This is a genomic window from Streptomyces sp. NPDC054786 (assembly GCF_053611685.1).
The window spans coordinates 145,128-158,888 of the sequence record NZ_JBSHAW010000018.1 but is presented as its reverse complement, the minus strand read 5'-3'; the positions used below and the strand labels follow the sequence as shown (position 1 = coordinate 158,888).

General features: G+C 70.0%; 12 protein-coding genes. 7 read left to right on the top strand and 5 right to left on the bottom strand.

What is annotated here, in order from left to right; all coding sequences use genetic code 11:
• The first annotated feature begins 154 nt into the window (after positions 1 to 154).
• The 4 genes from ACWGI6_RS17310 to ACWGI6_RS17295 are packed head-to-tail and all read left to right on the top strand — an operon-like array spanning position 155 to position 4,436.
• Positions 155 to 679 carry a PadR family transcriptional regulator gene (locus ACWGI6_RS17310; RefSeq protein ID WP_393906806.1) on the top strand — a complete coding sequence of 175 codons (525 nt, stop codon included), beginning with the start codon at positions 155 to 157 and terminating at the stop codon, positions 677 to 679.
• Positions 676 to 1,365: an ABC transporter ATP-binding protein gene (locus ACWGI6_RS17305; protein WP_453268287.1), complete on the top strand. Its 690-nt coding sequence runs from the start codon at positions 676 to 678 to the stop codon at positions 1,363 to 1,365. Before ACWGI6_RS17310 ends, ACWGI6_RS17305 begins: the two co-directional genes overlap by 4 nt.
• A complete protein-coding gene (locus ACWGI6_RS17300; protein ID WP_453268286.1) occupies positions 1,362 to 3,779 on the top strand; it encodes an FtsX-like permease family protein in 2,418 nt (805 codons plus the stop codon). Before ACWGI6_RS17305 ends, ACWGI6_RS17300 begins: the two co-directional genes overlap by 4 nt.
• A gap of 57 nt (positions 3,780 to 3,836) precedes the next feature.
• Positions 3,837 to 4,436 (top strand): dihydrofolate reductase family protein, encoded by a 600-nt coding sequence (locus tag ACWGI6_RS17295; protein WP_453268285.1) that lies wholly within the window; start codon positions 3,837 to 3,839, stop codon positions 4,434 to 4,436.
• Positions 4,437 to 4,536: 100 nt separating this feature from the next.
• Here the strand turns inward: ACWGI6_RS17295 and ACWGI6_RS17290 are convergent, their stop codons facing one another.
• The gene (locus tag ACWGI6_RS17290) at positions 4,537 to 5,496 is read right to left on the bottom strand and encodes a LysR substrate-binding domain-containing protein (protein ID WP_453268284.1); all 960 of its coding nucleotides are present in this window, start codon (positions 5,494 to 5,496) and stop codon (positions 4,537 to 4,539) included.
• A 132-nt stretch (positions 5,497 to 5,628) separates the two neighbouring features.
• Between ACWGI6_RS17290 and ACWGI6_RS17285 the strand changes: the two genes are divergently transcribed.
• Together ACWGI6_RS17285 and ACWGI6_RS17280 are read left to right on the top strand one after the other, a co-directional pair.
• On the top strand, positions 5,629 to 6,183 hold the full coding sequence (locus ACWGI6_RS17285) for a peroxiredoxin (RefSeq protein WP_030084285.1): 555 nt from the start codon (positions 5,629 to 5,631) through the stop codon (positions 6,181 to 6,183).
• A gap of 32 nt (positions 6,184 to 6,215) precedes the next feature.
• Complete coding sequence (locus ACWGI6_RS17280; RefSeq protein WP_244418910.1) at positions 6,216 to 6,749, top strand: alkyl hydroperoxide reductase; 534 nt, start codon at positions 6,216 to 6,218, stop codon at positions 6,747 to 6,749.
• 81 nt (positions 6,750 to 6,830) lie between these two features.
• Here the strand turns inward: ACWGI6_RS17280 and ACWGI6_RS17275 are convergent, their stop codons facing one another.
• The 4 genes from ACWGI6_RS17275 to ACWGI6_RS17260 form a co-directional block, all read right to left on the bottom strand.
• Complete coding sequence (locus tag ACWGI6_RS17275; protein ID WP_453268283.1) at positions 6,831 to 8,330, bottom strand: AI-2E family transporter; 1,500 nt, start codon at positions 8,328 to 8,330, stop codon at positions 6,831 to 6,833.
• A 127-nt stretch (positions 8,331 to 8,457) separates the two neighbouring features.
• The gene (locus ACWGI6_RS17270) at positions 8,458 to 9,159 is read right to left on the bottom strand and encodes an aggregation-promoting factor C-terminal-like domain-containing protein (RefSeq protein ID WP_393906799.1); all 702 of its coding nucleotides are present in this window, start codon (positions 9,157 to 9,159) and stop codon (positions 8,458 to 8,460) included.
• 403 nt (positions 9,160 to 9,562) lie between these two features.
• A complete protein-coding gene (locus ACWGI6_RS17265) occupies positions 9,563 to 10,885 on the bottom strand; it encodes a PhoH family protein (RefSeq protein WP_453268282.1) in 1,323 nt (440 codons plus the stop codon).
• 588 nt (positions 10,886 to 11,473) lie between these two features.
• Positions 11,474 to 12,253 carry an isoprenyl transferase gene (locus ACWGI6_RS17260; protein ID WP_453268294.1) on the bottom strand — a complete coding sequence of 260 codons (780 nt, stop codon included), beginning with the start codon at positions 12,251 to 12,253 and terminating at the stop codon, positions 11,474 to 11,476.
• A gap of 140 nt (positions 12,254 to 12,393) precedes the next feature.
• Here ACWGI6_RS17260 and mgrA point away from each other — a divergent pair, with 140 nt between their 5' ends.
• Positions 12,394 to 13,425, top strand: a complete 1,032-nt coding sequence (gene mgrA, locus ACWGI6_RS17255; RefSeq protein ID WP_453268281.1) for an L-glyceraldehyde 3-phosphate reductase — start codon at positions 12,394 to 12,396, stop codon at positions 13,423 to 13,425.
• Positions 13,426 to 13,761: the final 336 nt, after the last annotated feature.

The following is a 13,761-nucleotide window of genomic DNA, read 5'->3' as shown; positions in this document are numbered from 1 at the left end:
GAGTCGACGCGGAGCGTCGGCGAGTGACGACAACGCGGCGAGCGTGCGTGCCAGACCCCGCGAGCCCGCCATGATCCAAACGACACGCCCTAGGCACCCGGTCTATACGGCACGCGTATACACCGGCAGGACACCCACGAGTAGGGTGACCCGCATGTCAATCGGTCACACGCTGCTGGGCCTCCTGGAGTCCGGTCCCCGCCATGGCTACGACCTCAAGCGGGCCTTCGACGAACGCTTCGGCCAGGACCGGCCGCTGCACTACGGGCAGGTCTACTCCACGATGTCCCGGCTGCTGAAGAACGGCCTGGTCGAGGTGGACGCCGTGGAGGCCGGCGCCGGCCCGGAACGCAAGCGGTATGCGATCACGGACGCCGGGGTCACCGATGTCGCCCAGTGGCTGGCCCGGCCGGAGAAGCCCGAGCCGTACCTCCAGTCGACGCTCTACACCAAGATCGTCCTGGCCCTGATGACCGGCCGCGACGCCGCCGAGCTGCTGGACGCCCAGCGCGCCGAACATCTGCGGCTGATGCGCGGACTGACCGAGCGCAAGCGCACCGGCGACCTCGCCGACCAGCTGATCTGCGACCACGCGCTCTTCCATCTGGAAGCCGATCTGCGCTGGCTGGAGCTGACCGCCGCCCGGCTCGACAAGCTGGCGGAAGCGGTCCGCGGATGACGCCGGAGGGATCCCTGCTCGCGGCGGAGGGGCTGTACAAGACCTACGGGGTGACACCGGCGCTGGACGGCGCGGAGTTCTCCCTCCACCCGGGTGAGGTCGTCGCCGTCATGGGCCCCTCCGGCTCCGGCAAGTCGACCCTGCTGCACTGCCTCGCCGGGATCATCCGTCCGGACGCCGGCACCGTCCGCTACGGCCCGCACACCCTGACCGCACTGAGCGACGGCCGGCGCAGCGCCCTGCGCCGTACCGACTTCGGCTTCGTCTTCCAGTTCGGCCAGCTGGTACCGGAGTTGACCGCTCTGGAGAATGTCGCGCTGCCGTTGCGGCTGAACGGCACCAAGCGCAAGGAGGCCGAGCGGCAGGCCCGCGAGTGGCTGGAGCGGCTGGAGGTCGAGAAGGTGCACGGCCGGCGGCCCGGCGAGATATCCGGCGGCCAGGGCCAGCGGATCGCGGTCGCCCGCGCCCTCGTCACCCGGCCGCGGGTCATCTTCGCGGACGAGCCGACCGGTGCCCTGGACTCGCTCAACGGCGAACGCGTACTGACCCTGCTGACCGACGCCGCCCGGGACACCAACGCCGCGGTCGTCCTGGTCACCCACGAGGCCCGGGTCGCCGCCTACTCCGACCGGGAGATCGTGGTCCGCGACGGCAAAGTGAAGGACATGCTGGCGGGCCTGGTATGAGTCTGCTGCGCCCGCACACCGGCAGCGGCCACGCGGGCGACGGCGCGCCCGCACCCCGCGACCCGCTCGCCGCACCGCGCACCGGCCCCGCGGCCTGGGCCCGGGACCTCGTGATGGGGATGCGGTTCGCGGCCGGCGGCGGCCGCGAGGGCTGGATCCGTACGGCGCTGACCGCGGCCGGCGTCGCCCTGGGCGTGGCCGTCCTGCTGCTCTGCTCGTCCGTACCGCCCCTGCTGGACTCCTGGCACGGCCGGGAGAAGGCCCGGGAGAACCTGGGCCGGCTACACCCTCCGCCGCGCTCCGGCCGCACCATGCTCTACACCTCGGCCGACACCACCTTCCGCGGTGCGCCGATCCGCGGCCGCCTGATGCGCCCGGACGGCGCGCATCCGCCCGTACCTCCCGGCATCGGTCAACTCCCGGGCCCCGGACGGATGCTGGTCTCCCCGGCGCTCAAGGAGCTGCTGGGCTCCCCGCAGGGTGCGCTGCTGCGCGACCGGCTGCACTACAAGGTGGCCGGTGTGATCGGCGACGACGGTCTGCGCGGACCGCAGGAGCTCACCTACCTCGCGCAGAGCGCCACCCTCGCCCAGGCCGACGGCTATCGCATCGACCACTTCGGCAAGGACTGGGAGCCACCGCCGATGCGGGCGCCCGTCGTGCTCCTCCTGGTCATGACGTGTGTGACGCTGATGATGCCGGTGATGGTCTTCATCGGCACGTCCGTACGGTTCGGCAATGAGCGCCGCGAGCGCCGGCTGGCCGCGCTCCGGCTGGTCGGCGCCGATGTCGGTACGACCCGCCGGATCGCCTCCGGTGAGGCGCTGTTCGGTTCGCTGCTGGGGCTGGTGGGAGGCGGCGCGCTGTTTCTGGGCGGCCGGCAGTTCGCCTCGGCGGTCACGCTGTGGGACGTCAATGTCTTCCCCTCGGACGTGACCCCCGCCCCGCTCGCCGCCGCACTGATCGCCGTGCTGGTGCCGACGGCGGCGGTCCTGGTGACGCTGTTCGCACAGCGCGGCATCACCATCGAGCCGCTGGGTATCGTCCGCAACCGCCCCGCGCTCCGCCGCCGGCTGTGGTGGCGGGTGGCGCTGCCCGCCGTGGGCACCCTGCTGCTGGTGCCGCTGGCCCGGGAACAGCCGTGGCGCGACACCCCGCTCAACACCTTCCGGCTCGCCACCGGCTCGATGCTGCTGCTGTTCGGCGTCACCGTCCTGCTGCCCTGGCTGGTGGACGCGGTGGTCGGCCGGCTGCGCGGCGGCCCGGTTCCCTGGCAACTGGCGGTCCGCCGACTGCAGTTGAACAGCAGCTCGGCCACCCGTGCGGTCAGCGGCATCACCGTCGCGGTGGCCGGTGCCATCGCGATCCATATGCTCATGACCGGTATGCAGGCCGGTTACGCCCAGGCGTACGCGGAGTCCGGCAAGCTCCCGCGGATCGGCCTGTGGGGCAACGCCCACGGCTGGCCGCACACCCAGCGGGCGCTCACCGCGCTGCGTGCCACCCCCGGAGTGACGGCGGTCCGCGGCACGATCGACGCGAACATCGGCCGGCTGCCGGCCGCCGGACGTCCCGCGTCCGATGCACCGCCCTCGACGCTCGCCGTCGGCAGCTGCGCCGAGCTGCGCCGTCTGGCCCGTCTGGACTCCTGCCGGGACGGCGAGGTGTTCCTCACCGATGCCACGGACCGGGACGCCGCCCTCGCACCCGGCGCGAGGATCAGCCTCAACACCCCGTACACCGACGAAGATCCGCAGACCCCGCACCCCTGGACGATCCCCACGGCGGCCCGCGTCGCCCGGCTCTACGACCGCGAACGCGACCCCGACCACGTCTCGTACGACCTGCTGGCCACGCCCTCCGCGATCGACACCGGCCGGCTCAGCCACCCCACCGCCGAGTTCAAGCTCGACTTCGATCGCGGCACCCCGGACGCCGTGGAGTACATCCGCAACACCGTGGCCCGTATCGACCCGACGATGAACGAGTTCTCCGCCATCGACAATCCGCATGACGCGCAGTACACCAGCGTCCGTGACGGCCTGTTCGCCGGCGCCGCCCTCACCCTGCTGCTGATCGCCTCGGGCCTGGTCATCTCCACCGTCGAGCAGCTCTCCGAGCGCCGCCGGCTGCTGTCCACCCTCGATGCGTACGGCGCCCGCCGCGCCACCCTGGGCTGGTCGGTGCTGTGGCAGACCGCCCTCCCCGTCGCGCTCGGGCTGGGCCTGGCGCTGGGCTGCGGGCTGGCGCTGGGGGCGCTGCTGCTGACGATGATCGACAACCCGGTGACGGTCGACTGGCCGGTGGTGGCGGGGATGACCGGTATCGGCGGCGGCATGATCCTCTTCGTGACGCTGCTGAGCCTGCCGCCGCTGTGGCGGATGATGCGGCCGGATGGGCTGCGTACGGAATGAATCTGCGAGATCATTTCGCCACAGCAGTGCCCATCAACTGCCCAAGGGGGACCCTTCATGCGCCGACTCGTCTACTGCATCGCTTCCACCCTCGACGGCTTCCTCGCCGGCCCTGACGGCGCGGACCCCACCGGCCCGGACGGCTTCTGGCCGATCGCCGACGACTACCTCAAGCATCTGGCCGCCGAGCTCCCCGAGATCCTGCCCGTCCAGGCCAGGTCGGCGCTCGGCATCACCGACGAGGGAACGCACTTCGACACCGTCCTGGAAGGCCGGCGCACCTACGACATCGGCCTCCGGGCCGGCATCCCCGACGCCTACCCGCACCTGCGGCACCTCGTCTTCTCCCGGACCATGACGCAGAGCCCGGCCCCGGCGGTGGAGCTGGTGGCCACCGACCCGGTCGCAAAGGCCCGCGAGCTGAAGTCCGCGGACGGCAAGGACATCTGGCTGCTGGGCGGCAGCGAACTGGCCGGTGTGCTCTACCCGGAGATCGACCAGCTGATCGTCAAGCTCAGCCCGCTCACCCTCGGCACCGGCATCCCGCTCTTCTCCCGCGACACCGCCTTCGACCCCCGCACCTGGGAGCTGACCGAGCACACGGTCCTCCAGAGCGGCGCGGCCTTCCTGACGTACGACCGGGCCGGCACGGCCTGAGAACTGCCGGAGCGCCGCAGGGCCGGCGCCTTCGCGCACGGGTGGACCCGGCCCTGCGCGGAGCGCGCCGGGCGCAGTCCCGGTGACGGCGCGCCGCCTCTCATCCCCCCACCATCCGCACCGGCAACCCCCGCAACGCCTTGCGCAGTGCCCCCGCGAACTCCTCGAACTCCCCCTGGCGTGCGGCGCCCGTCCGCATGGCGAGGGCGATCCGTCGCGAGGGTGCAGGATCGGCGAAGTAGCCGGTCGTGAGCTGGTCGTTGCGGCCGGTTTCGACCCGTAGCGCGGTGCGTGGCAGCAGCGTCACGCCGAGGCCGCCGGCCACCAGTTGCACCAGGGTGGACAGGCCCGCCGCGCTGGTCGTCACGGGGGTGTTCTCGTCCCGGCCGGCCTCCCGGCAGATGTCCAGGGCCTGGTCGCGGAGGCAGTGGCCCTCGTCGAGCAGCAGCAGGTCCAGTTCCTGGAGCGCCTGGCGCGGGATGTCGCCGCGGCCGCCGAGCCAGTGCTCCTTGGGGGCGACCAGGACGAAGTCCTCGTCGAAGAGCGGGAGTTCGGTGATCTGGGGGACGCCGAGCGGCACGGCGAGCAGGAGCAGGTCGAGGCGTCCGTGGGACAGGCCGTCCAGGAGGGAGGCGGTCTGTTCCTCATGCACCTGGAGGTCCAGGTCGGGGTAGGTCCCATGGACCAGCCGCAGGACGGCGGGCAGCAGATACGGGGCGACGGTCGGGATGACGCCGAGCCGCAGCACGCCCGTGAACGGCGCGCGGGCCGCCTCCGCCTCCTCCATCAGATCGCCGACGGCCTCCAGGACCGTGCGGGCCCGTGCGGCCACCCGCTCCCCCGCGGGCGACAGCAGCACCTTGCGCGTCGTACGCTCCAGCAGCTGCACTCCGAGGGTCTCCTCCAGTGCGGAGACCGCCCCGGACAGCGCGGGCTGGCTCATACCGATCTCGGCCGCCGCCTCGCGGAAATGCAGATGCTCGGCCACCGCCGCGAACGCCCGCAGCTGGGCCAGGCTGGGCTGGCGTGGCCGGCCGCCCTGATGCGCCGGTGAAGCCACTGATAACCACCTCCGATCAACATCAACCAGTCTAGCTATTTCCCTGATCAATGTCCGCTGTGGCACTGTGTAACCCGTCCAAGCCTCACGGAAAGACCTCAAAAGGGACTTTTCGCGCAACAAGGAGAGTACGTGCTCACTGTCGGAGACAAGTTCCCCGAGTTCGACCTGACCGCCTGCGTCTCGCTGGAGCAGGGCCAGGAGTTCGAGCAGATCAACCACAAGACCTACGAGGGCAAGTGGAAGATCGTGTTCGCGTGGCCCAAGGACTTCACCTTCGTGTGCCCCACCGAGATCGCCGCCTTCGGCAAGCTGAACGACGAGTTCGCCGACCGTGACGCCCAGGTCCTCGGCTTCTCCGGCGACTCCGAGTTCGTGCACCACGCCTGGCGCAAGGACCACCCGGACCTGACCGACCTGCCCTTCCCGATGCTCGCCGACTCCAAGCACGAGCTCATGCGCGACCTGGGCATCGAGGGCGAGGACGGCTTCGCGCAGCGCGCCGTCTTCATCGTCGACCAGAACAACGAGATCCAGTTCACCATGGTGACCGCCGGTTCCGTCGGCCGTAACCCCAAGGAGGTCCTGCGGGTCCTCGACGCCCTGCAGACCGACGAGCTGTGCCCGTGCAACTGGTCCAAGGGCGACGAGACCCTCGACCCGGTCGCGCTCCTCTCGGGCGAGTGAATCTCAGCTAGCGAACTGGAGGCTGATCTGACATGGCTCTCGACGAACTGAAGTCCGCCGTACCGGACTACGCCAAGGACCTGAAGCTGAATCTCGGCTCGGTCATCGGCAACAGCGACCTCCCGCAGCAGCAGCTGTGGGGCACCGTGCTGGCCTGCGCGATCGCCTCGCGCTCGCCGAAGGTGCTGCGCGAGCTGGAGCCGGAGGCGAAGGCGAACCTCTCCCCCGAGGCGTACACCGCCGCCAAGTCGGCCGCCGCCATCATGGCGATGAACAACGTCTTCTACCGGACCCGGCACCTGCTGTCGGACCCGGAGTACGGCAACCTGCGCGCCGGTCTGCGGATGAACGTCATCGGCAACCCGGGCGTGGACAAGGTCGACTTCGAGCTGTGGTCGCTGGCCGTCTCGGCCATCAATGGCTGCGGCATGTGCCTGGACTCGCACGAGCAGGTGCTCCGTAAGGCCGGCGTGGACCGCGAGACGATCCAGGAGGCCGTCAAGATCGCGTCCGTCCTGCAGGCCGTCGGCGCCACCCTCGACGCCGAGGCCGCGCTCGCCGAGTAAGCACGGCACGCGCGACGCACACCGACAGAACCCCGCAGACATGACGTCTGCGGGGTTCTGTGCGTCCAGGGGCCGGTGGGACTACGCCGGGGGCTCCTCGGCCCGGCGCGACACCGGGGGCGGGGTCGGCGCCACCGAGATCGCGGTGGCGCCGCGTGGAGCCACCGACATCCGGACCGCCTGTTCCCTGGAGTACGAACGCAGGTAGCCGACCACCGTGTTGGTGACCGCCACCAGAGGCACCGCGACGACCGCACCGCCGATGCCCGCGATCAGCCCGCCCGCGGCGACCGACAGGATCACCGCGAGCGGATGGACCCGCACCGCCCGGCCCAGGATGAACGGCTGCAGTACATGGCCTTCGATCTGCTGGACGGCCAGCACGACCGCCAGCACCATCAGGGCCGTGAACACGCCATTGGCGACCAGCGCGATGACACACGCCAGCGCGCCCGAGACCACCGCGCCGATCAGCGGGATGAAGGCGAACAGGAAGATGAAGACGGCGAGCGGCACGGCCAGCGGCACATTGAGGAAGTACAGGCCGATACCGATGAAGATGGCATCGATCAGGGCGACGACCACCGTGCCGCGGACATAGGCGGTCAGCGTCCGCCAGGCCCGCGGCCCGGCGCCCGCCACGCCCTCGCGGGCCGCGCTCGGGACCAGCTTGAGCAGCCAGTTCCAGATCCGCGGGCCGTCGTAGAGCAGGAAGAGCGTGGTGAACATCGCCAGCAGGATGCCGGTGAACACTTCGAGGACGACGGTGACGCCCTCCAGGCCGGCCGAGGTGATGGCCTCGGTGTTGGCGCCGATCGCGTCCTGCAGGTTCTTGGCGATGTGGTTGATCTGAGACTCGGTCACATGGAACGGGCTCTTCAGCAGCCAGCCCTTGAGCTCGGTGATGCCCTCCTGGATGCGGCTGGAGACCGAGTCGATGTTGTCCTGGACCTGCCACACCACGAACCAGCCGACCAGGCCCATGATGACGAACCCGCCGATGAAGGTCAGCGCGGTGGCCGCCCCGCGCGGCAGCCCGCGCTGACGCAGCCAGCCCACGGTGGGCTGCAGCAGCGCGGTGATCAGCGTCGCCGCGATGAAGGAGAGCACCACCAGTTCGATGGTGGTGATGACGCGCGCGAGGACCCACAGCGTGGCGGCCAGCACCAGCAGCCGCCAGCCCGCCTCGGCGGCGACCCGAACTCCCCACGGCACCGCGGCGACCGGGTCCGGGCGGGCCGCGACCGCGGGGGCGTAGGAGGGTGGCGGGGGGACGTTCTCCGGCGGTACGGCTTCGGGGGACGGCGAGACGAGCTCCGTCGCGGGGTGCGGCACCCCGTCCTTCGCCTCCGGCAGCTGCGTACGGGGGACGGTGAGCGTGCTCAGCGCACCGTCGCGCGCCGGGGAGTCGTCGGCCACGGCGTCGGCCACGGGGACGTCCGCGTGCCCGGCACGCCTCAGCTCTTCCGGGTCGACGGCCACTGCGGCGGCCTCCGCGCGGCGGCGCTGTTCCTCCAGCCGCTGCGAGAGCCGCGTCAGACCGGTGCCGAGGCCACCGACCCACTGAGGCAATCTGGACATGTTCCTTCCTCTTCCCCTCCCACGCGCCACAATCTGACGGGCACGACGTTACCTGCGCCGGACGCACGAAACCCCCGACGCTGCCGCGTTCGGGGGTTTCGGAAGTGCGGTGGTACTGCCGGCGGGCCTAGTACCAGCTGTTGGCCTGCCAGAACGACCAGGCGCCACAGGGGCTGCCGTAGCGGTCGTTCATGTAGTTCAGCCCCCACTTGATCTGGGTGGCCGGGTTGGTCTGCCAGTCGGAGCCCGCCGAGGACATCTTGGAGCCGGGCAGCGCCTGGACGAGCCCGTAGGCGCCCGAGCCGGCGTTGGTGGCCTTGTAGTTCCAGCCGGACTCGTGGTCCACGATGTTGCTGAAGCACTGGAACTGGTCGCCGGCCATCATCTGCCGCGCGATGGCCTGCGTCTCGGAAATGGAGTACGAGCTCTTGCCGAGGAGGTCGCCCACGTCGCGCGACGAGGAGCGGGACGCGGCCAGCTCCTTCTTCTTGCGCGCGTCGGCTTCCTTCTTGGCCTTCGCCTCGTCCGCCGCGTCCTTCTTGCTCTTCGCGGTCTCAGCAGCAGCCTTGCGGGCCGACTCCTGAGCGGACTTCAGCGCTGCCGTGTCCGCCTGGGTGGACTGGTCGTCCGCCTGCTGTGTCAGGGAAGCCGTCTGCACCTGGGCCTGTGCGCCCGCGGGAATGTCGGCGATCGTCGCGTCGGCAGCGGTGGCCTCGGTGTTGCCGACCGAGGCGGGCTCGTTGCCTGCAGCGACGCCGACCACGGCGCCGACGGTGGTGACCGCGGTGGCGGATGCCACGGCGAATCCCCGGACCGAGATCCGGCTCACACGATTTCCTTCCAGCATCGCCCACATAGGTGACCTCGCGGGCGCAATCGTGCCCCTGACGCTGGCCTCCCCTTGTTCCGGGCCCTGTTGAGGGGGTCCGACTGGTCACGGGAGGCACTGGCCCGGTACGTCCCCCTCGGGGTCCGCGTGGTGCTCGGGCGGCATACGGCGCATCGCTATGAAGTTCGTTGGTTCTGCACACCGCTGGGGGTGCTTGATGCCGTATGCGGGGCCTGACAGGACCCAGACTCTGCCCGACCGGGACGCCGCGAGGCAATTCCCCACTGGGTGTGAAAGCTCACACCTCGTTTACGGCAAATGATTTTCGGATATCCACTCGCAGCACTGCGCCGCCCGGCTAAGCTCCTTCGCTTTTGCCGGGCGGCGCCGTGTTCACAACCGGTCAGATCCTGCCGTCCTCCAGCAATTCGGTCACCAGTGCCGCGATCGGCGAACGCTCCGAGCGGTTCAGCGTGACGTGGGCGAACAGCGGATGCCCCTTCAGCTTCTCGACGACCGCGACCACCCCGTCGTACCGCCCGACCCGGAGGTTGTCGCGCTGCGCGACGTCGTGGGTCAGCACGACCCGGGAGTTGGCGCCAATACGGGACAGAACCGTCAAAAGGACGTTGCGCTCCAGGGACTGGGCCTCGTCCACGATGACGAACGCGTCATGCAGCGAACGCCCGCGGATATGGGTCAGCGGCAGCACCTCCAACATGCCGCGCCCCACCACCTCTTCGATGACGTCCTTGCTGGTCACCGCGGACAACGTGTCGAAGACGGCCTGGGCCCAGGGGCTCATTTTCTCCGCCTCGCTGCCCGGCAGATAGCCCAGCTCCTGCCCGCCGACGGCGTACAGCGGGCGGAACACCATCACCTTGCGGTGCTGCCGGCGCTCCAATACGGCCTCCAGGCCCGCACACAGCGCCAGCGCCGACTTGCCCGTACCGGCCCGGCCGCCCATCGAGACGATGCCGACGTCCGGGTCGAGCAGCAGATCCAGCGCGATCCGCTGCTCGGCGCTGCGGCCGTGGATCCCGAACGCCTCCCGGTCGCCCCGCACCAGCCGGACCGCACCCTCCGCGGTGACCCGGCCGAGCGCCTTGCCGCGATCGGACTGCAGCACAAGTCCGGTATGCACCGGAAGTTCGGAGACTTCCGGTACGTGGGCGGTCTCGGCGGCGAACAGGTCGTCGATCTGCTCGGCGGAGACGGTCAGCTCGGCCATCCCCGTCCAGCCGGAGTCGGTGATCGCCAGCTCGGCGCGGTACTCCTCGGCCAGCAGCCCGACCGAGGACGCCTTGATACGCAGCGGCAGATCCTTGGAGACGACCGTGACGTCGTACCCCTCGGCCTGCAGATTGCGTGCCACGGCGAGGATCCGCGAGTCGTTGTCACCGAGCCGGAAGCCCGCGGGCAGGATTCCGGGGTCGGAGTGGTTCAGCTCGACCCGGAGTGTCCCGCCGAGATCCCCGATGGGGATGGGCGCGTCCAGCCGCCCGAACTGCACCCGGTACTCGTCCAGCAGACGCAGCGCCTGCCGCGCGAAGTAGCCGAGCTCGGGGTGGTGCCTCTTGGCCTCCAGTTCCGTGACCACGACGACCGGCAGCACGACTTCGTGCTCGTCGAAGCGGGCCATGGCGCCTGGATCCGCCAGCAGCACACTGGTGTCAACGACATAAGTGCGCCGGTCGTGCTCACGGCGCTGCTTGATGTTCACCACGGGTGGACGAACCCCCTCGGATGAGGTTGGGGTGCGACGGCGTCGCGGGGCGGTGTTCTCCCGGGGCCACCGCTCGTCCAGCTACCGCTGGGCGGCGTCCCCGAGAACCCCGGCCATCTAGTGACCGGACCGGGCTCGGACCACAATGCGCGGGCCGAGCGCCGGCCCTCCGCGTCGACCGTGCGGTGCGCACGGACCTCCGTGATGTGCAAAGGGCCTCCCGGGCGGACGGCCCCATGCCGTCCGCTGAGATGCGGCGCCCGATGGCTTGTTCCGGACGCCGACCTGGAAGGGATATTCCCTCGAACCCGCGTAGCCATGCCACGGCATATGACGCACGGTCGGTGAACCTTGGGTTACACGTGCTCGCCGAGCGCCGTCGACGCAAAGGTGGTACCCGAGAGGAAGCTGCGTCAGAAGAGGCCCCGCCAGCGGCGCATGGGACCGGCGGGGCCTGGTGACACCCTGTGATATCGGGGCGTCAAGGACATCAGGGATGTAGCAGACGTATGGGGTGCAAAAGCAACTCGCCTGGCGGAACGAAGCGGAGGGCCCAGGGCCTGTCCGGCCCTGCCCGTCGGGCGCTCCCTAGAAGCCGTAGCGGCGGTGCCGGGCGGCGTAGTCGCGCAGGGCACGCAGGAAGTCGACCTTCCGGAACGCCGGCCAGAAAACTTCGCAGAAGTAGTACTCCGAATGGGCGCTCTGCCACAGCATGAAGCCCGACAGCCGCTGCTCGCCGCTCGTACGGATCACCAGATCCGGGTCGGGCTGGCCGCGGGTGTAGAGGTGTTCGGAGATCAGATCGATGTCGACGATCTCGGCGAGCTCCTCGAAGGAGGTGCCGCGCTCGGCGTGGTCCAGCAGCAGCGAGCGCACCGCATCGGCGATCTCCTGCCGGCCGCCGTAGCCGATCGCGACATTCACCAGCACGCCGGTGTTGTCACGGGTGGCCTGCTCGGACCCCTTGAGCACCTGCTGGGTGGCGGTGGGCAGCAGATCGCGGTTGCCGACGTGGTGCACCCGCCAGCGGCCGTCGGCGGCCAGATCGCGGACGGTGTTCTCGATGATGCCCAGCAGCGGCTTCAGCTCCGCCTCGGGCCGGTCGAGGTTGTCCGTCGACAGCAGCCAGAGCGTGACCACCTCGACGTCGGTCTCCTCGCACCAGCCGAGCAGCTCACTGATCTTGGCCGCGCCGGCCTGGTGGCCCTGCTCGGTCGTCCGCCCGTCGGCCCGCGCCCAGCGCCGGTTGCCGTCCAGGATGACGCCGATGTGCTTGGGCACCTGGGTGTGATCCAGGCGACCCTCCACCCTGCGCGCGTACAGCCGGTAGACCAGATTGCGCAGTGCAGGCGGATAAGGGATGCGCATCCCGGAAGATCGCAGCATGTGTGGTCCAGCCCCTCCGTGCCAATGGCGGTCGCCCCGTCGCCTCAAGTGGGCAACTTTACTTCTCGGCTGTGTCGACAGCCCAATCAGGTAGGTCACAAGTACGTGATAGGGAGATGAGCATGACTGGCACCGACTACCGCGCAGCGGATTCCCGCTACGACTCGATGAAGTACCGGAGAACGGGTCGCAGTGGACTCAAACTCCCCGCCATCTCCCTTGGACTCTGGCACAACTTCGGGGATGACCGCACCCTGAGCTCCCAGCGGGACATCCTGCGCCGCGCCTTCGACCTGGGCGTGACCCACTTCGATCTGGCCAACAACTACGGCCCGCCACCCGGGTCCGCCGAGCTGAACTTCGGAAAGATCTTCGCGCAGGACTTCCGCGGCTACCGCGACGAGATGATTCTCTCGACGAAGGCCGGATATCTGATGCACCCCGGCCCCTACGGAGAATGGGGTTCGCGGAAATATCTCCTCTCGTCGTTGGATGCCTCACTGAAGCGGATGGGCGTCGATTACGTCGATATCTTCTACTCGCACCGCTTCGATCCGGACACCCCGCTGGAGGAGACGATGGGCGCGCTGGCGTCCGCCGTCCAGCAGGGCAAGGCCCTGTATGCCGGGGTTTCCTCCTACAACGCCGACCAGACCCGTGAAGCGGCCGGAATCTTGCGCGGTATGGGGGTCCCTGCACTGATCCACCAGCCCTCGTACTCGATGATCAACCGCTGGACCGAGGACGATCTGCTGCTGGACACCCTCGAAGCCGAGGGCATGGGCTGCATCTCCTTCGCACCACTTGCGCAGGGCATGCTCACGGACAAGTACCTGCAAGGGATCCCCGAGGGCTCGCGCGCCTCCCAGGGCAAGTCCCTGGACCCGGACCTGCTGTCCGACGAGGTCGTACGCCGCCTCCGCGGCCTCAACGACATCGCGGCCCGCCGCGGCCAGTCGCTGGCCCAGCTCGCCCTGGGCTGGGTGCTCCGCGACGAGCGGATGACCTCCGCCCTGATCGGCGCCAGCAGCGTCGCCCAGCTGGAGGCCAATATCGCCGCCCTCGACGCCCCCGGGATCACGGACGCCGAGCTGGCCGAGATCGACGAGTTCGCGAAGACGACGGACGGCGTGAACATCTGGGCTCGGCGGTAGCGCCCGGCCCGGCGGAACGGGCCGAACGCCGTCACCGGGGTGTGCCGTGCAGCCGTGGGTGCCTGCGCTCCCCCGGGGTGCCCGGCGCTCTCCACGGGTGACGGCGCCGCCGGTGCACGGACCGGCCGGTGCACCGAACAAAAAGCGGGCCGGTCCGTGGGGGGGATACGGACCGGCCCGAGGGGGGGTTTCCACCATAACCCCGCGGGAGGGATGTTCCGCGCACCGGCGCGCACGACGGCGTGGCGCCGGCCCAGGAGGGGGCCGGGGCCGGGGGCAGGGCCCGCGGAGGAAATCCGTCCGTACGGCCGGGGGGCCGCGGAGGAGACCTGTCCG

Coding starts and splice junctions, on each gene's coding strand:
- ACWGI6_RS17275 (WP_453268283.1), bottom strand. CDS start 8,330: ATGTCCAGATTGCCTCAGTGGGTCGGTGGCCTCGGCACCGGTCTGACG.
- ACWGI6_RS17280 (WP_244418910.1), top strand. CDS start 6,216: ATGGCTCTCGACGAACTGAAGTCCGCCGTACCGGACTACGCCAAGGAC.
- ACWGI6_RS17305 (WP_453268287.1), top strand. CDS start 676: ATGACGCCGGAGGGATCCCTGCTCGCGGCGGAGGGGCTGTACAAGACC.
- ACWGI6_RS17295 (WP_453268285.1), top strand. CDS start 3,837: ATGCGCCGACTCGTCTACTGCATCGCTTCCACCCTCGACGGCTTCCTC.
- ACWGI6_RS17300 (WP_453268286.1), top strand. CDS start 1,362: ATGAGTCTGCTGCGCCCGCACACCGGCAGCGGCCACGCGGGCGACGGC.
- mgrA (WP_453268281.1), top strand. CDS start 12,394: ATGACTGGCACCGACTACCGCGCAGCGGATTCCCGCTACGACTCGATG.
- ACWGI6_RS17310 (WP_393906806.1), top strand. CDS start 155: ATGTCAATCGGTCACACGCTGCTGGGCCTCCTGGAGTCCGGTCCCCGC.
- ACWGI6_RS17260 (WP_453268294.1), bottom strand. CDS start 12,253: ATGCGCATCCCTTATCCGCCTGCACTGCGCAATCTGGTCTACCGGCTG.